The organism is Pseudomonas sp. CGJS7, from assembly GCF_036961695.1.
The window spans coordinates 64,282-81,550 of sequence record NZ_JBAMDI010000011.1; the positions used below are offsets into that span (position 1 = coordinate 64,282).

Here is a 17,269-nt window from a genome sequence, read left to right on the forward strand (position 1 = left end):
GCACCGGCTTCGCCGGTGTTCGCGGGCACGCCCGCTCCCACAAGGAAACCGTGAACCCAACACCGGAGATGAAATGACCGACCCACTGGTAATCCCCTGCCCCCACTGCAACGGCCTCAACCGCCTGCCCGCCGAGCGCCTGGGCGATGCGCCGAAATGCGGTCGCTGCAAAAAGGATGTGCTGTTGAGCACCCCCTTCGAACTTACCGAAGCCAGCTACGCCAGCCAGATCAAAGGCGACCTGCCGCTGCTGGTCGACATCTGGGCCGACTGGTGCGGCCCGTGCAAGTCATTCGCCCCCACCTTCGAAGAGGCCGCCCGGAAGCTTGCTGGCCGCTGTCGCCTGGCCAAGCTCGACAGCGAAGCCAACCGTAACCTCGCAGGGCAACTGGGCATACGCTCGATCCCCAGCCTGCTGCTGTTCAAGAACGGCCGCGAAATCAGCCGTCAGGCCGGGGCGTTTCCACTCCAGTCGCTGCTAGAGTGGCTGCGTAGCCAAGGGGTTTAAGCGTTTTCTTCAAGCAGCGAATGCAACTCGACAAACTGCTGAGTCAGCTTGTGCCGCGGCTCCAGGTGAATCAGCGGCAGGCTGGCGTGGTGCGATTCGCGCATTTTCACCGAGCTGCCCAAGTACACCGGCAGCACCGGCAAACCTTCGGCCAACAGCTCGTCGAGCATCTGCTGTGGCAGGCTGGCACGTGACTGGAACTGGTTGACCACGATGCCTTCGACCACCAGGTCTTCGTTGTGGTCTTCCTTGAGGTCTTCGATCTCGGCCAGCAGGCCATACAGGGCCTGGCGCGAAAAGCTGTCGCAGTCGAAGGGGATCAGCACGCGATCGGCAGCGATCAGCGCAGAAACCGCATAGAAATTAAGCGCCGGCGGGGTATCGATGTAGATACGCTCGTAATCCTCGTCCAGCTCGTCGAGCAACTTGCGCAGCTTGTTGATCTTGTGTTTTGCCTCCAGCTTTGGCTGCAGGTCGGCCAGCTCGGCAGTGGCGGTGACCACATGCAGGTTGTCGAACGGGGTTTCGTAGATATCGACCTTGTTCTTCTTGCTGAACGGCCCGCTGGAAAGGCTTTGCTTGAAGAAATCGGCGATGCCCATGGGGATGTCCTCTCCGGTCAGGCCGGTGAGGTATTGGGTCGAGTTCGCCTGGGCATCCAGGTCGATCAACAAGGTCCGGTAGCCTTCATTGGCACTGACCGCCGCCAGGTTGCAGGCAATGCTCGACTTGCCCACGCCACCTTTCTGATTGAACACCACGCGCCGCATGATTGACCTCCGTGTATCAACGAATGCCCGAGTATGTGGTGGCAGTGGGGCAATGACCAGTGCCATTTGACCGGCATCACGCCTGACCGACCACCTGCCCTGTCAACAACTCGGCAAATGCCTTGGCCATCACCGAATGACCACGCTCGCGCTGCACCAGCCACACCGCCGTCATCGCCTCTTCATCGAGCAAGGTGCGGTACACCACCCCTTCGATGCGCATGCGCTGGAACGACGCCGGCAACACCGACACCCCCAGCCCCGCCGAGACCAGGCCGATGATGGTCATCGCTTCCCCTGCCTCTTGCGCAAAATGGGGGCTGAAACCCGCATGCCGGGCCATGCTCAGCAATTGTGCATACAAACCGCTGCCATAGCTGCGCGGGAAGAACACGAAGGGCTCAGGGGCCAACGCCGCCATGTAGACGCCTTGCTCAGTGCCCTCGGCCAGCGGATGCGAGGCATTGATCACCGCCACCAACGGTTCTCGGAACAACTCGGTGGCCACCAACCCCTCCGGCAGCGGCATCGGCCGCATCAACCCCACCTCGATGGACTCGTCGAATACCCCTTCGGCAACGTCACGGCTGCTCATTTCCTTGAGGTTCAGGTGCACCGCCGGAAAGCGCTGACGGAAGGCGTGAATGGCCTTGGGGATTTTCGAGGTGAACGGGGCCGAGGAAGTGAAACCGATTTTCATCTCGCCCAGCTCGCCCAACTGCGCACGCCGGGCGACATCCGCGGCCTTCTCCACCTGCGCCAATACCTGGCGCGCTTCCTCGAGGAACAATCGACCGGCCTCGCTCAGTTCGACACGACGGTTGGTCCGGTCGAACAACCGGGCCCCCAACTCCTGCTCCAGGGCCTGGATCTGCTGACTCAAGGGCGGCTGGGAAATACCCAGCTGCTGGGCGGCGCGGCCAAAGTGCAGCTCTTCGGCCACAGCAATGAAGTAACGCAGATGACGCAGTTCCATGATCCGCTCCAAACAAGTCGCCAAACATCTCAAATAGGTCGAACAATATATTGGATCTAATCGTTAGCCAGCTATATGCTTTTTTCATTGCGCCAGAGGTACCCGCCCGTGAAAACTGCAGTAGCCCCCCTCCTCCTTGAGCCAAAACCTGCCATCCTGACCGAAATGTGGATCGAAAAAGGCACACCCGCCTTCATGAAAACCGTGCTGGCCTTGTTCAGCGGCGGTTTCGCCACCTTCGCCTTGCTGTACTGCGTACAGCCGATGATGCCTCTGCTGTCCAGGGAGTTTGCCATCAACGCGGCACAGAGCAGCCTGGTGCTGTCGGTGTCCACCGCCATGCTGGCGTTCGGCCTGCTGATCACCGGCCCCATTTCTGACCGCATCGGACGCAAGCCCGTGATGGTGTTCGCGCTGGCCTGCGCCGCCCTGTCCACCTTGGCCAGCGCAGTGATGCCCAGCTGGGAGCTGGTACTGGCCACCCGCGCATTGGTCGGCCTGTCGCTGAGCGGCCTGGCGGCAGTGGCAATGACCTACCTGAGCGAAGAGATCCACCCGCAACACATTGGCCTGGCCATGGGCCTGTACATCGGCGGCAACGCGATTGGCGGCATGAGCGGGCGGCTCATCACTGGCGTATTGATCGACTTCGTCAGCTGGCACACGGCGATGCTGACCATTGGCGGCCTGGCCCTGGTGGCCGCGCTGGTGTTCTGGAAGGTGCTGCCGGAGTCACGCAATTTCCGCGCACAGACGATGAACCCACGCAGCCTGCTGGACGGTTTTGTCATGCACTTCAAGGATGCCGGCCTGCCCTGGCTGTTCCTTGAAGCCTTCCTGCTGATGGGCGCCTTCGTCACGCTGTTCAACTACATCGGCTACCGCCTGCTGGCCGAGCCCTACCACATGAACCAGGCGCTGGTCGGCTTGCTGTCGGTGGTTTACCTGTCGGGTATCTACAGTTCTGCACAGGTCGGCGCCCTGGCGGACAAACTGGGCCGGCGCAAGGTGTTCTGGGCCAGTATCGTGGTAATGGCGGTTGGCTTGCTGATGACGCTGGCCAGTCCACTGGTGATGGTGATCGTGGGCATGCTGGTGTTCACCTTCGGCTTCTTTGGTGCGCACTCGGTGGCCAGCAGCTGGATCGGCCGCCGGGCGCTGAAGGCCAAGGGGCAGGCGTCGTCACTGTACCTGTTCTGCTACTACGCCGGCTCCAGCGTGGCCGGTACGGCGGGCGGGGTGTTCTGGCACCAGTGGGGCTGGAACGGGATCGGGCTGTTCATTGGCAGCTTGCTGGCGGTGGCCTTGATGGTGGCGTTGCACCTGAGCAAGTTACCACCCAAAACGGTTTGATGCGTTCGTGGGCACGCCCGCACCCACAACCTGTGGGTGCGGGGGTGACCACGAAGAGGCCATCAGATCAGTTGATGATCTCGACAATATCCACATCCACTTCCCGGCTCATCAGGTGCTTTTCAACCTCACCGGTCAGCTTCACCTTGGTCTTGTCGTTGAACGGCGTCGGCGGCAGGTCCTCGTCGTCGATCTCGACAGTGATGGTGCCGGTGTTGTCCTTGAACTCGTACTTGTCGTCGTTGTTGATCTTCTTGGTCACGAAGCCCTGCAGCACAACCGGGGTGTCATCGGCGGCGTCGTTGGCGGCGGCAACCGTAGTTACCGACTGGGCGCCAGGGCCGGTGTAGCCAGCGGCAAATGCGCCAGTGCTGAACAAGGGGGCGAGGATGAGCGCGAGATAACGGATTTTCATGAGGATCGGGTCCTGTTTCGGTTTCGATGGGACCAGATTAGCGACGATCGCTGAATTCAAACTTAACGTACAAAAAACCCGGCATCGAAGCCGGGTTTACTGTGCAGTGCATCAAGTCACTGGTGGTACTGCGCCGACAGTTCGTGCACGGCGTTGATGAATGCACCCGCATGTTCCGGGTCAACTTCCGGCGTGATGCCGTGGCCAAGGTTGAACACATGGCCAGTGCCGTGGCCATAGCTGGCCAGGATGCGCGCCACTTCCTTGCGAATGGCCTCGGGCTTGGCGTACAGCACGGTCGGGTCCATGTTGCCTTGCAGCGCCACCTTGTCACCCACGCGGCGACGGGCGTCGCCGATCTCGCAGGTCCAGTCCAGGCCCAGCGCGTCGGCACCAGCTTCAGCAATGCTTTCCAGCCACAAGCCGCCATTCTTGGTGAACAGGATCACCGGCACCTTGCGCCCCTCGTGCTCGCGGATCAGGCCGCTGACGATCTTGCGCATGTAGGCCAGTGAGAACTCCTGGTAGGCCGCCGCCGACAGGTTGCCGCCCCAGGTGTCGAAGATCTGTACGGCCTGGGCGCCGGCCAGGATCTGGCCGTTAAGGTAGCTGGTGACCGACTGGGCCAGCTTGTCCAGCAGCAGGTGCAGGGCTTGCGGGTTGTCGTAGGCCATGGCCTTGGTCTTGCGGAAGTCCTTCGACGAGCCGCCCTCGACCATGTAGGTGGCCAGGGTCCACGGGCTGCCGGAGAAGCCGATCAGCGGCACACGGCCATTGAGCTCACGGCGAATGGTGCTGACCGCATCCATCACGTAGCCGAGGTCTTTCTGTGGGTCCGGAACTGGCAGCGCCTCGATGTCGGCGGGGGTGCTGATGACCTTCTTGAAACGCGGGCCTTCACCGGTTTCAAAGTACAGGCCCAGGCCCATGGCATCGGGAATGGTAAGGATGTCCGAGAACAGGATCGCTGCGTCCAGCGGGTAGCGGTCCAGCGGCTGCAGGGTGACCTCGCAGGCGAACTGCGGGTTCATGCACAGGCTCATGAAGTCACCGGCCCTGGCGCGGCTGGCGCGGTACTCCGGCAGGTAGCGGCCGGCCTGGCGCATCATCCACACCGGGGTGACGTCTACGGGTTGCTTGAGCAGTGCACGCAGGAAACGATCGTTCTTCAGGGCAGTCATGTCGGCATCCGGAAAAATAGTGCGGGCATTTTCTCAGACACCAGCGCAAAAGGCACGGCCATGGCCATGTGTTTTGTCTATTGGATGCCACAGATCAAGCGTTTTTGTATACAAAAGCTTCGCGGGCATGCCTGCCCCCACGGGTTCTGCGCTTAACCCTGCGGGAGCGGGCATGCCCGCGAACAGGTCGAACCTCAGACTTCGAGGTAGTCCAGGATACCCTCGGCAGCCGTACGCCCTTCGAAGATCGCAGTCACCACCAGGTCCGAACCGCGCACCATGTCGCCACCGGCAAACACTTTCGGGTTGCTGGTCTGGTGCTTGAACTTGCCCTTCTCCGGGGCAACCACACGGCCCTGGCTGTCCAGCTGAATGCCATGCTGTTCAAACCACGGTGCCGGGCTCGGGCGGAAGCCGAAGGCGATTACCACAGCGTCTGCCGGCAGGATCTCTTCGGAGCCCGGGATTGGCTCAGGGCTGCGGCGGCCACGGGCATCAGGCTCGCCCAGGCGGGTCTCGACCACTTTGACGCCTTCGACCTTGTCCTCACCCACAATGGCAATGGGCTGACGATTGTAGAGGAACTTCACGCCCTCTTCCTTGGCGTTCTTCACCTCTTTGCGCGAACCCGGCATGTTGGCTTCGTCACGACGATAAGCACAGGTTACCGCCTTGGCACCCTGACGGATCGAGGTACGGTTGCAGTCCATCGCGGTGTCACCACCGCCCAGCACCACCACTTTCTTGCCCTGCATGTCGACGAAGTCTTCCGGCGACTTCTCGAAGCCCAGGTTGCGGTTGACGTTGGCGATCAGGAAGTCCAGTGCGTCATGCACGCCCGGCAGGTCTTCACCCGGGAAGCCGCCCTTCATGTAGGTGTAGGTACCCATGCCCATGAACACCGCGTCGTACTCGGCGAGCAGCTGTTCCATGGTCACGTCCTTGCCCACCTCGGTGTTCAGGCGGAACTCGATGCCCATGCCGGTGAACACTTCACGGCGGTTGCTGAGCACGGTCTTTTCCAGCTTGAACTCGGGGATACCGAAGGTCAGCAGGCCACCGATCTCAGGGTTTTTGTCGAACACCACCGGGGTTACCCCGGCGCGCACCAGCACGTCGGCGCAGCCCAGGCCCGCCGGGCCGGCGCCGATGATGGCAACGCGCTTGCCGGTTGGCTTGACCTTGGACATGTCCGGACGCCAGCCCATGGCGAAGGCGGTGTCGGTGATGTACTTCTCCACCGAGCCGATGGTCACCGCGCCGAAACCGTCGTTCAGGGTGCAGGCACCCTCGCACAGGCGGTCTTGCGGGCAAACACGGCCGCATACTTCCGGCAGGGTGTTGGTCTGGTGCGACAGTTCCGCCGCGGCCAGGATGTTGCCTTCGGAGACCAGCTTCAACCAGTTGGGGATGAAGTTGTGTACCGGGCACTTCCACTCGCAATACGGGTTACCGCAGCCCAGGCAGCGGTGCGCCTGCTCCACGGACTGCTGCGGCTTGAACGGTTCGTAGATTTCCACGAACTCCTTCTTGCGCTGGCGCAACAGCTTTTTTTTCGGGTCCTTTCGGCCCACTTCGATGAACTGGAAGTCGTTGTTCAGACGTTCAGCCATTTTTCAAAACCTCTTTACAGCAGCTGCAAGCTACACGCTGCAAGCCGCAAGACGATCACTTAAGCCGGGCAAACCTCTCACTGCCATTACGTGCAGCTCGAGGCTTGCCACTTGCAGCTGTTTTTACTGCGGGTTGGCACGGGTGCTGGACAGCAGCTGCTTCAGGTTGGCTGCCTTCGGCTTGACCAGCCAGAAGCGCCGCACGTAGTCGTCCAGGTTCTCCGAGAGCTCACGCCCCCACTCGCTGCCGGTCTCATCCACATACTCGGCAAGGACACGCGCCAGGTGGCTACGGTAGGCCTCCATCGCTTCACCACTGATACGCTGGATTTCCACCAGCTCGTGGTTGAGCTTGTCGACGAAGCTATTGTCCATGTCGAGCACGTAGGCAAAGCCGCCAGTCATGCCAGAACCGAAGTTGTAACCGGTCTTGCCCAGAACGCAGACAAAGCCGCCGGTCATGTATTCACAGCAGTGATCGCCAGTGCCCTCGACAACAGCATGGGCGCCGGAGTTACGTACAGCGAAGCGCTCGCCCGCAGTACCTGCGGCAAACAACTTGCCGCCAGTGGCACCGTACAGGCAGGTGTTGCCGACGATGGCGCTGTGCTGGGTTTCGAACGGGCTGCCGGCTGGCGGCACGATGGTGACCTTGCCACCGGTCATGCCTTTGCCGACGTAATCGTTGGCGTCGCCTTCCAGGTGCAGGTTCAGGCCACCAGCGTTCCACACGCCAAAGCTCTGGCCCGCAGTGCCCTTGAAGCGGAAGGTGATCGGCGCCGCGGCCATGCCCTGGTTGCCGTGCAGACGGGCGATTTCGCCCGACACACGCGCACCAATGGAGCGGTCGCAGTTGCAGATGTCGAGGCTGAACTCGCCACCCGCCTGGTCGCGGATGGCCGGCATGGCCATATCAACCATCTTCTCGGCCAACTCGCCCAGGTCGAACGGCGGGTTCTTGTCGACTTCGCAGAACTGCGGTTTGTCCGCAGGAATGTGCGAGCTGCCCAGCAGCGGCGACAGGTCCAGGTATTGCTGGCGTTCGGTGTCACCTGGCAGCACTTCGAGCAGGTCGGTACGGCCGATCAGCTCGCCAAGGCTGCGCACGCCCAGCTTGGCCAACCACTCGCGGGTTTCTTCGGCGACAAAGGTGAAGAAGTTGATCACCATGTCGACGGTGCCGATGTAGTGGTCCTTGCGCAGCTTGTCGTTCTGGGTGGCCACGCCGGTGGCGCAGTTGTTCAGGTGGCAGATGCGCAGGTACTTGCAGCCCAGGGCAATCATTGGCGCGGTACCAAAGCCGAAGCTTTCGGCGCCGAGGATGGCCGCCTTGATCACGTCCAGGCCGGTTTTCAGGCCGCCGTCGGTCTGCACCCGCACCTTGCCACGCAGGTCGTTGCCACGCAGGGTCTGGTGGGTTTCCGCAAGGCCCAGTTCCCAAGGGGCGCCGGCGTATTTGATCGAGGTCAGCGGCGAAGCACCGGTACCACCGTCGTAACCGGAGATGGTGATCAGGTCGGCATAGGCCTTGGCCACACCTGCGGCGATGGTGCCCACGCCCGCTTCGGCTACCAGCTTGACCGATACCAGCGCCTGCGGGTTGACCTGCTTGAGGTCGTAGATCAGCTGCGCCAGATCTTCGATCGAGTAGATGTCATGGTGTGGCGGTGGCGAGATCAGGGTCACGCCCGGTACCGCATAACGCAGCTTGGCGATCAGGCCGTTGACCTTTCCGCCCGGCAACTGGCCGCCCTCACCCGGCTTGGCGCCCTGGGCAACCTTGATCTGCAGCACTTCGGCGTTGACCAGGTACTCCGGGGTCACACCAAAACGGCCGGTGGCCACCTGCTTGATCTTCGAGCTCTTGATGGTGCCATAGCGCGACGGGTCTTCGCCGCCTTCACCAGAGTTGGAGCGTGCGCCCAGGCGGTTCATGGCCTCGGCCAGCGCTTCGTGGGCTTCCGGCGACAGTGCACCCAGCGAGATACCCGCCGAGTCGAATCGCTTGAGAATCGCCTCCAGCGGCTCGATCTGCTCCAGCGCCAGCGGCTGGTCGGCCACTTTCACCTTGAGCAAGTCACGAATCATCGACACCGGGCGCTGGTCCACCAGCGTGGTGTATTCCTTGAACTTGGCGTAGTCGCCCTGCTGCACGGCGGCTTGCAGAGTGTTGACCACGTCCGGGTTGTAGGCGTGGTATTCGCCACCGTGGACGAACTTCAGCAAGCCACCTTGCTGGATCGGCTTGCGCGCGCTCCAGGCTTCGGCCGCCAGCAGCTTCTGGTCGTTTTCCAGGTCTTCGAAGCGCGCACCCTTGATGCGGCTGGACACGCCCTTGAAGCTCAGGCCTACCACTTCCTCGGCCAGGCCAATGGCTTCGAACAGCTGTGCACCGCGGTATGAGGCGATGGTGGAGATACCCATCTTGGACAGTATCTTCAGCAGGCCCTTGGAGATACCTTTGCGGTAGTACTTGAACACTTCGTCCAGGTCGCCCAGCACTTCGCCGGTACGGATCAGGTCAGCCAGTACTTCATACGCCAGGTACGGGTAAACGGCCGAGGCACCGAAGCCCAGCAGCACGGCGAAGTGATGCGGATCACGGGCGGTAGCGGTTTCCACCAGGATGTTGCTGTCGCAACGCAGGCCCTGTTCGGTCAGGCGGTGGTGCACTGCACCAACGGCCAGCGAAGCGTGCACCGGCAGCTTGCCCGGGGCGATATAACGGTCGCTCAGCACCAGCTGGGTCTTGCCGCCACGCACAGCTTCTTCGGCCTGGTCGGCAATGTTGCGGATGGCCGCTTCCAGGCCGACGCCCTGCTCATAGTTGAGGTCGATCAGCTGGCGGTCGAAGCCTTCGCGCTCCAGGTTCATCAGCGAACGCCACTTGGCGGGCGAGATGACCGGCGAGCTGAGGATGACCCGCGAAGCGTGCTCCGGGGACTCCTGGAAGATGTTGCGCTCTGCACCCAGGCAGATTTCCAGCGACATCACGATCGCTTCGCGCAGCGGGTCGATCGGCGGGTTGGTTACCTGAGCGAACTGCTGGCGGAAGAAGTCGTACGGCGAGCGCACGCGCTGCGACAGCACGGCCATCGGCGTGTCGTCACCCATCGAGCCAACGGCTTCCTGGCCCTGCTCACCCAATGGGCGCAGTACCTGGTCACGCTCTTCGAAGGTGACCTGGAACATCTTCATGTATTGCTTGAGCTGGTCAGCGTCGTAGCTGGCCACACCCTGGTCGTCGGTCAGCGTCGCCTGGATGCGGGTGGCGTGCTGACGCAGCCAGCGCTTGTACGGGTGGCGCGACTTCAGGCGGTTGTCGATGGCGTCGGTGTCGAGGATCTGGCCGGTTTCGGTGTCCACGGCAAGGATCTGGCCCGGGCCGACACGGCCCTTGGCCAGCACTTCCTCAGGCTGATAGCCCCATACGCCGATTTCCGAGGCGATGGTGATGTAACCATTGGTGGTGGTCACCCAGCGCGCCGGGCGCAGACCGTTACGGTCGAGCAGGCACACCGCGTGGCGGCCTTCGGTCATGACGATACCGGCCGGGCCATCCCACGGCTCCATGTGCATGGAGTTGTATTCGTAGAAGGCGCGCAGGTCGGCGTCCATGGTCTCGACGTTCTGCCACGCTGGCGGTACCAGCATGCGCACGCCGCGGAACAGGTCGATGCCACCGGTGACCATCAGTTCCAGCATGTTGTCCATGCTGGACGAGTCGGAACCGACGCGGTTGACCAGCGGGCCGAGCTCTTCGAGGTCCGGGATCTGGTCATTGGCGAACTTGGTGCGACGAGCAACGGCCCAGTTGCGGTTGCCGGTGATGGTGTTGATCTCGCCGTTATGGGCGAGGAAGCGGAACGGCTGCGCCAGCGGCCATTTCGGCAGGGTGTTGGTGGAGAAGCGCTGGTGGAACACGCAGATCGCGGTTTGCAGGCGCTCGTCACCCAGGTCTGGATAAAACGCCGCGAGATCGCGCGGCATCATCAGGCCTTTGTAGATGATGGTCTTGTGCGAGAAGCTGCAGATGTAGTGGTCGGCGTCGTGGGCGTTGGCCACCGACGAACGACGACGGGCACTGAACAGCTTGATGGCGAATTCCTGGTCGCTCAGGCCTTCACCGCCAATGAACACCTGCTCGATCTGCGGCAGGCGCTCCAGGGCCAGGCGGCCGAGGACGCTGGTGTCGATCGGCACCTTGCGCCAGCCGACCAGTTTCAGGCCAGCGGCGAGGATCTCGCGGTCCATGTTGGCGCGGGCAGCTTCGGCTTTGACCGGGTCCTGGTTGAAGAACACCATGCCGACGGCGTACTGCTTGGGCAGCTCGACAGCAAAGTGCTCCTGGGCCATGGCACGCAGGAATTGATCGGGCTTCTGCATGAGCAGACCGCAACCGTCACCGGTCTTGCCGTCGGCATTGATGCCGCCGCGGTGGGTCATGCACGTCAGCGCCTGCATGGCAGTTTGCAGAAGGTGGTGGCTCGGCTCACCCGTCATATGGGCGATCAGGCCAAAACCACAGTTGTCCTTGAATTCTTCGGGATGGTACAGACCTGTTTTCATAGACACATTCTCACCAGGTTCACCTCTCAACGGAGGTAAATCTCTTTTTTAACAACCACTTACCATCCACGCCGATCAAACGCCAGCTTTTTTGCGGTGGTCATGGAAAACCATTGTTGCACAGCGACAGCGACGCCCACAAATTTTCATGTCTCGTCATTGAAAATTTATGTCGCAATTTTGAATGTTTTTGCGCCATGCGCCGTGATAGCGGCTTGGCTCGAGTCTGAAGCGTTTCAGCCATGACTGCAACTAAGGGCTTGTGGCCGGCAGTCCGGGACAGAAAAGCCTGCCGCGCTCGGGCGCAGCAGGCTAGTCGAAAGCTAGAATTCGCTTAGCTACTGGGCGACGGGGTGATGCCGCCCGGAAGGTATCAGCGGGCCGTGGCCAGCTCTTGTTGGACGCTGCCGACGGTACGTGGCCAAGGTTTACCAGCCTGGACCTTCGCTGGCAAGTTCTTGATTGCCGCAACCGCTGCGTCGCGGTTGGCGAAACTGCCGTAAGTCACGACGTACAGAGGCTTGCCCTGTAGGTTTTTCTTGAAGTAGCGATAGTCGCCACCCTGGGCCTTGACGTAAGCCTGGGCCGACGCCTCGGAGCTGGTACCAAGGATCTGCACCACATAATTGCCCGGCTTCTGTCCGGCATACCAGCCACTGTTTCCAGCGCCAGCGGCGGCTGGTTTTTCCGCAGCTTTGGCAGCCGGCTTGGCCACGGCGACCTGGGTCGGCGCCGGTGCTGGCTTGGCCGGCGCAACCGGCTTGGCGGGCTGGGTTGCAACAGGCTTGGGCGCAGGCGCAACCGACTGCACGGGCTGGGCAGGCGCAGGCGCCGGGCCAGCCGGCACACCTTGTGGCGGAGCGATGGTGGTCACGGTAGGTGGCGGGTTGCCAGGCTGCAGCGCGGTGTCGACAGCCGGGCCTCCCTCTTCACCCTCGCCCATGCCTGCGGCTTGGGCCAGCGGCTCGCGCATCACCGGCTGCGACTGGCCAACCAGTGGCAGCGGCATTGGCTGGGACGAGCCAGAGAACTCGATGGCAGCACCCTGCTTGCCGTCGCCCAGTGGCAACTGGGCCTGGGCAGCCGGCGCTTCGGCAGGGGCCTTGTCGCCTTTCTTGGGCATCAATACCGCGGCCGCAACGGCAACCACGACCACAGCGGACAGCGCGAGCACATGTTTTTTAGGCATCTTGAACCCCATGGTTGGTCGCTTGGCCGTAGAGCGGCTGGCGATCATGGCTTCGATCAAAGTGTCACGGGCGACCTGATTGATGTTGCCAGGCCAGCCGTCGGAGTTTTCATGGATATCGGCGATCTGTTCACGGCTGAACACCTCGATGCCCCGACCAGCCCCTTCCAGGCGCTGTTCCAGGTACTCGCGGGTTTCTTCTTCACTGTAGGGCGCAAGCTCGATGATGTGAAAACGTTCTTCCTCGACATTGAGCTCATCCAGCCCGGCAATCAGCGATGGCTCACCGAACAGAAACACGTGCGGACGCCCTTCAGGAACCCCCGCCGCCAACTCCAGCAACGCTTGGAGTGCCGACTCGTCGAGTTGTTCCGCATCGTCCACCAGCAAATACACTTCCTGCCCGGTCAGTGCCAGCTGCACCACCTTCGACAGGATCGCCTGCACCTCGGGCTGGGCGACACCCAGCTCCTGCGCAACCTGCGCGAGCATACTGGAGGCATCGCTGGCGCTGCGGGCCGACACCACCACACTTTGCACAGCCTGCTTGTTGGTGCTGGCCACCAGGGCCTGGCGCAGCAGCGACTTGCCGCTGCCCAATGGGCCACTGACCACCAGCATCAGCTGGCTATAGCGCGCCAGGTGGTGCAGTTGGCCAAGCACGGGCTTGCGCTGGGCCGGGAAGAACTTGAAGCCAGGTACGCGGGGCGCGAACGGATCATGGCTCAACTGGTAATGGTCGAGAAAGGCCTCATCGGCATGCAAACTTGTCATTGCGCTGTCACAACCTCAAAGCTGGGCCACGATCGCGCGGTAGTCCGCCGACAGCGTGGCCTGGAGAATCTCTTTCGAATAGTCGTCGGTCACCACGGCCTCGCCCATCTGGCGCAGCAGCACCAGACGCAAACGACCGTCGAGCACCTTCTTGTCGACCGCCATGTGCTCCATGAAATGCGCCGGGGTCATTTCCTGTGGTGGCACCACCGGCAAACCTGCGTCCTGCAACAGGCGGATTCCACGATCGCGCTCAGCCTGGTCGATCCAGCCAAGGCGCATGGACATTTCCAGGGCCATCACTGTGCCCGCCGCGACGGCTTCGCCGTGCAGCCACACGCCATAGCCCATATGGGTTTCGATAGCATGCCCGAAGGTATGCCCCAGGTTCAGCGTGGCCCGTAGGCCGGACTCGCGCTCGTCGGCACCCACCACTGCGGCCTTGGCCGCGCAGGAGCGGCGGATGGCCTCGGTCAGGGCTGTCGAATCGAGGGCACGCAGTGCCTGCATATTGTCTTCGAGCCAGGCGAGGAACGGCTTGTCGCAAATCAGGCCGTACTTGATCACTTCGGCCAGACCTGCAGACAGCTCGCGCGCTGGCAGGGTCTTGAGGCTGGTGGTATCGATCAGCACCGCCTTGGGCTGATAGAACGCACCGACCATGTTCTTGCCCAGCGGATGATTGATGCCGGTCTTGCCACCTACGGAAGAGTCGACCTGGGACAACAGGGTAGTCGGCACCTGGATGAAATCGACACCGCGCTGGTAGCAGGCGGCTGCGAAACCTGCCATGTCACCAATCACGCCACCACCCAGAGCGACCACAGTAGTACGACGATCATGCCGAGCTGTCAGCAGGCCATCGAAGATCAGCTGCAATGTTTCCCAGTTCTTGTGGGCTTCACCATCGGGCAACACAACGGGCAGTACCGAGTAGGCACCAAGGGCCTTGCTCAGGCGTTCGAGATACAGCGGCGCGACGGTCTCGTTGGAGACGATGGCAACCTGCCGACCCGCAATGTGCGGCGCCAGCAGCTCAGGCTGGTCCAGCAGGCCTTCGCCAATGTAGATCGGGTAGCTACGCTCGCCCAGGTCGACCTTTAGTGTCTGCATGTATCCCCACAATGTACTTGGGCGCGGCGCCATCCGGCGACCTGCGCGGTAACGTTGAGCCTCGCCTCGGCGCTGGAGGCCGAGAATAGTCCCGGGTTAACGGGGCGGCAACTGCTGCAAGCGCTCGAGAATATCGATCACCACCATGCGTGGTGGCCGCTCGTCGGTTTCAACCACCAGGTCGGCGATCTCGCGGTAGAGCGGGTCGCGGGTTTCCAGCAAGGTGCGCAAGGTCGCCTCAGGATTGGCCGTGCGCAGCAGCGGGCGATTGCGGTCGCGCGCGGTGCGGCCGACTTGCTGCTCGACCGAAGCATGCAGGTAGATCACCCGGCCACCCTGATGCAGCGCCTGCCGGTTGGCTTCGCGCATCACCGCGCCACCGCCGGTGGCCAGCACCACACCGTCGAGCGCGCACAACTCGGCAATCATCGCTTGCTCGCGATCACGGAAACCCGGCTCGCCTTCCTTGTCGAATATCCACGGGATGTTCGCGCCGCATCGCAGTTCGATTTCCTTGTCGGAATCCTTGAACAGCAGGCGCAGCTCTTTGGCCAACAGGCGTCCGATGGTGCTTTTACCAGCGCCCATGGGCCCCACAAGTATCAAATTTCGCACAGAATCAACGACTCACAGCAATCGCCTGGTCACTCATGATACGCGGAGTCAGGAAGACCAGCAGCTCGGATTTTTTCTCTTGTAATGCATCGCGTCGAAACAGCCGCCCAACATACGGCAGATCGCCGAAAAATGGCACCTTGTCGACCACATTGTTTTGCGAAGTCGAGTAGACGCCACCGATCACGATCGTTTCGCCGTCAGCCACACGAACCTTGGCATTGACCTCGTTCTTGCGAATCGGCGGTACGTTGTTCAAGGCATTGACGTAATCCGGCTCGTCCTTGGTCACCCTGACGGTCATGATCACCTTGTTGTCCGGGGTGATCTGTGGCGTTACTTCCAGCGACAGCGAGGCTTCGCGAAACGATACCGAGGTAGCGCCGCTTTGGCTCGTTTCCTGGTAAGGCACCTCGGTACCCTTGAGGATCCTCGCCGTTTCCTTGTCAGCCGTGACCACCTTGGGCTGCGAAATGATTTCGCCGTTGCCGCTTTTTTCCATGGCACTGAGCTCCAGGTCCAGCAGCACGTCACCGCGCAACAAACCCAGGCCGATACTGCTGCCGGCACGCTCCAGACCGAGGTCGACGAACAGCTCCTTGCCGGGCCGCAGTTTCTCGCCGTACAGCGGCCCACCCCAGCGTACCCCCAGGCTTTTCTCATAATCGACGTTGGCCTCGACAATACGCGCCTCGATCGCTACCTGGCGCACCGGCACATCCAACTGCGCCACCAGCTGGCGCATCTCGGCCAGGCGGTCAGCGGGCAGATGCACCACCAACGTGTTGGTGCGCTCATCGACACTCAAGCTAGCCGGAGGGATGCCGTCACCCTCCAGGCCTGCCAGCAGCAACTGCGCCAGATCGGCGGCCTTGGCGTGGTGAATGGGCAGCAGCTCCCGACGCAATGGCTGCAGGTGCGCATCCAGCGCCTGACTCACCCGGGCGTCTGCTGATTGCGCGGCAAACTCGGCTGCAGGTGCCACCAACAGCACATTGCCCTCCTGGCGCCGGGACAGGCCCTTGCTGCGCAGCACCAGGTCAAGCGCCTGATCCCACGGCACGTCCTGCAAACGCAAAGTGACACTGCCTTGTACTGCGTCACTGGCGACCAGGTTGACGCCAGCGTAGTCAGCCAGCACCTGCAGCACCGCACGCACCTCAACATCCTGGAAGTTCAGCGACAGGGGTTCACCCTGGTAAGGCGTCGCCGAAGCCAGCGGGATCGACAGCAGGGTCGCCAACAGGTATTTCATCCACGTTTTCATTCGGGTCCGAGGCCTCCTTGCCCAGGCGCTTGGTGAGGGTGATGAACGCCGTGCGCTCGTGCCATACCCCCGCCATGAACAGCCGCTCTCGCACTTCGACCTGACGTTGGTCTATATGCATCACTACCCCCTGATCACGCCCTACCCGGTCGCCCGGGCGTACGCGATAGAGCTTGCCAGCCGCCATCAGCAGAGCCTCGCGTGCCGCCCCGCGCGCCAGGCTGCCGACCATTTCCAGCTGCGCCAACGGCACGCCGACCAGCCCGGCGCTGGCCACTCGCGCCGCAGCGGGCGCAAACGGGTCCACTTCAGGCGCAGCCATTGCGGCCCTTGCCGGCAGGTGCGCCAGCATTGCAGGTGCCTTCATGGGCGAAGCCGCGTGATAGGCATCAACCCGCAACTGCAGGCGCAACAGTCCAGGCTGGCGATCAACGGTTGCCAGGCTCATGTCACCGCTGCGCAGAATCCGTGCCTGCCCTAACCAGTCGTCCAGCCACAGCCGCAAGGCCGGATAACGCCCCACCACTTGCACCACCAGCGGTACCTTGCTGAATCCGGCCTGTTGCTCACCCGCCTCTACATCGAGGCGTTCGACAAGCAAGCCATGTGCATGCCCCGACACTGCCAGCCGTTCAAGCAGGTCGCTCATGCTCTCCCCGGCGGCCAGATACCAGTGCGCCTCTTGCAACCGCTGTTCGGCAATCACCACTAAAGCCTTCAGCCGCTCCAGTTCGGCCAACTGCGCTGCATTGGCTGCCTGCAGCTGGTTCAACTCGACATGCCTGGCATCCTCCCGCGCCTGCTGCTGTAACAGGGCAGGCAGGCGCATCGCGCAGCCCAGGCTGAACAACACAACAGCGATCAGCACTGGCGCCAGCCGTCGGAAGCGGCCTGAGCCCTCGACCACCGCCAGCCAAGCGAGCATC

The 17,269-nt window shown here is 62.2% G+C and carries 13 protein-coding genes; 2 read left to right on the plus strand and 11 right to left on the minus strand.

From position 1 onward, the window contains the following. The first annotated feature begins 73 nt into the window (after window positions 1-73). The gene (gene trxC, locus V7787_RS09450; RefSeq protein WP_010955616.1) at window positions 74-508 is read left to right on the plus strand and encodes a thioredoxin TrxC; all 435 of its coding nucleotides are present in this window, start codon (window positions 74-76) and stop codon (window positions 506-508) included. Here the strand turns inward: trxC and V7787_RS09455 are convergent. Continuing rightward, entirely contained in the window at window positions 505-1,278 is a 774-nt protein-coding gene (locus V7787_RS09455) for a ParA family protein (RefSeq protein ID WP_010955617.1), read from the minus strand. The genes trxC and V7787_RS09455 overlap by 4 nt on opposite strands. Before the next feature lie 76 nt (window positions 1,279-1,354). Then, window positions 1,355-2,254 carry a LysR family transcriptional regulator gene (locus tag V7787_RS09460; protein ID WP_064491022.1) on the minus strand — a complete coding sequence of 300 codons (900 nt, stop codon included), beginning with the start codon at window positions 2,252-2,254 and terminating at the stop codon, window positions 1,355-1,357. A gap of 165 nt (window positions 2,255-2,419) precedes the next feature. Between V7787_RS09460 and V7787_RS09465 the strand changes: the two genes are divergently transcribed. After that, window positions 2,420-3,607, plus strand: a complete 1,188-nt coding sequence (locus tag V7787_RS09465; RefSeq protein ID WP_231114223.1) for an MFS transporter — start codon at window positions 2,420-2,422, stop codon at window positions 3,605-3,607. Window positions 3,608-3,674: 67 nt separating this feature from the next. Here the strand turns inward: V7787_RS09465 and V7787_RS09470 are convergent, their stop codons facing one another. The 9 genes from V7787_RS09470 to V7787_RS09510 form a co-directional block, all read right to left on the minus strand. Further along, the gene (locus V7787_RS09470; protein ID WP_014859120.1) at window positions 3,675-4,022 is read right to left on the minus strand and encodes a YgiW/YdeI family stress tolerance OB fold protein; all 348 of its coding nucleotides are present in this window, start codon (window positions 4,020-4,022) and stop codon (window positions 3,675-3,677) included. 116 nt (window positions 4,023-4,138) lie between these two features. After that, complete coding sequence (gene hemE / locus V7787_RS09475; protein ID WP_336087584.1) at window positions 4,139-5,203, minus strand: uroporphyrinogen decarboxylase; 1,065 nt, start codon at window positions 5,201-5,203, stop codon at window positions 4,139-4,141. A gap of 194 nt (window positions 5,204-5,397) precedes the next feature. Further along, entirely contained in the window at window positions 5,398-6,816 is a 1,419-nt protein-coding gene (locus V7787_RS09480) for an FAD-dependent oxidoreductase (protein WP_003249156.1), read from the minus strand. Window positions 6,817-6,939: 123 nt separating this feature from the next. Further along, a complete protein-coding gene (gltB, locus tag V7787_RS09485) occupies window positions 6,940-11,385 on the minus strand; it encodes a glutamate synthase large subunit (RefSeq protein WP_020191280.1) in 4,446 nt (1,481 codons plus the stop codon). 373 nt (window positions 11,386-11,758) lie between these two features. Then, a complete protein-coding gene (locus V7787_RS09490; RefSeq protein ID WP_020191281.1) occupies window positions 11,759-13,348 on the minus strand; it encodes an SPOR domain-containing protein in 1,590 nt (529 codons plus the stop codon). 15 nt (window positions 13,349-13,363) lie between these two features. Then, complete coding sequence (gene aroB, locus V7787_RS09495; RefSeq protein WP_104886949.1) at window positions 13,364-14,461, minus strand: 3-dehydroquinate synthase; 1,098 nt, start codon at window positions 14,459-14,461, stop codon at window positions 13,364-13,366. A gap of 96 nt (window positions 14,462-14,557) precedes the next feature. Continuing rightward, the gene (gene aroK / locus V7787_RS09500) at window positions 14,558-15,076 is read right to left on the minus strand and encodes a shikimate kinase AroK (protein WP_010955625.1); all 519 of its coding nucleotides are present in this window, start codon (window positions 15,074-15,076) and stop codon (window positions 14,558-14,560) included. A gap of 4 nt (window positions 15,077-15,080) precedes the next feature. After that, window positions 15,081-16,343: a type IV pilus secretin PilQ gene (locus tag V7787_RS09505; protein WP_010955626.1), complete on the minus strand. Its 1,263-nt coding sequence runs from the start codon at window positions 16,341-16,343 to the stop codon at window positions 15,081-15,083. After that, window positions 16,267-17,268, minus strand: coding sequence for a pilus assembly protein PilP (locus tag V7787_RS09510; RefSeq protein WP_336087593.1), 1,002 nt, complete (start codon window positions 17,266-17,268; stop codon window positions 16,267-16,269). Before V7787_RS09510 ends, V7787_RS09505 begins: the two co-directional genes overlap by 77 nt. Window position 17,269: the final 1 nt, after the last annotated feature.

Bases quoted from the DNA above. Each gene is read 5' to 3' on its own strand.
- trxC (WP_010955616.1), top strand. From the start codon at position 74: ATGACCGACCCACTGGTAATCCCCTGCCCCCACTGCAACGGCCTCAAC.
- V7787_RS09455 (WP_010955617.1), bottom strand. From the start codon at position 1,278: ATGCGGCGCGTGGTGTTCAATCAGAAAGGTGGCGTGGGCAAGTCGAGC.
- V7787_RS09460 (WP_064491022.1), bottom strand. From the start codon at position 2,254: ATGGAACTGCGTCATCTGCGTTACTTCATTGCTGTGGCCGAAGAGCTG.
- V7787_RS09465 (WP_231114223.1), top strand. From the start codon at position 2,420: ATGTGGATCGAAAAAGGCACACCCGCCTTCATGAAAACCGTGCTGGCC.
- V7787_RS09470 (WP_014859120.1), bottom strand. From the start codon at position 4,022: ATGAAAATCCGTTATCTCGCGCTCATCCTCGCCCCCTTGTTCAGCACT.
- hemE (WP_336087584.1), bottom strand. From the start codon at position 5,203: ATGACTGCCCTGAAGAACGATCGTTTCCTGCGTGCACTGCTCAAGCAA.
- V7787_RS09480 (WP_003249156.1), bottom strand. From the start codon at position 6,816: ATGGCTGAACGTCTGAACAACGACTTCCAGTTCATCGAAGTGGGCCGA.
- gltB (WP_020191280.1), bottom strand. From the start codon at position 11,385: ATGAAAACAGGTCTGTACCATCCCGAAGAATTCAAGGACAACTGTGGT.
- V7787_RS09490 (WP_020191281.1), bottom strand. From the start codon at position 13,348: ATGACAAGTTTGCATGCCGATGAGGCCTTTCTCGACCATTACCAGTTG.
- aroB (WP_104886949.1), bottom strand. From the start codon at position 14,461: ATGCAGACACTAAAGGTCGACCTGGGCGAGCGTAGCTACCCGATCTAC.
- V7787_RS09505 (WP_010955626.1), bottom strand. From the start codon at position 16,343: ATGAAAACGTGGATGAAATACCTGTTGGCGACCCTGCTGTCGATCCCG.
- V7787_RS09510 (WP_336087593.1), bottom strand. From the start codon at position 17,268: ATGCTCGCTTGGCTGGCGGTGGTCGAGGGCTCAGGCCGCTTCCGACGG.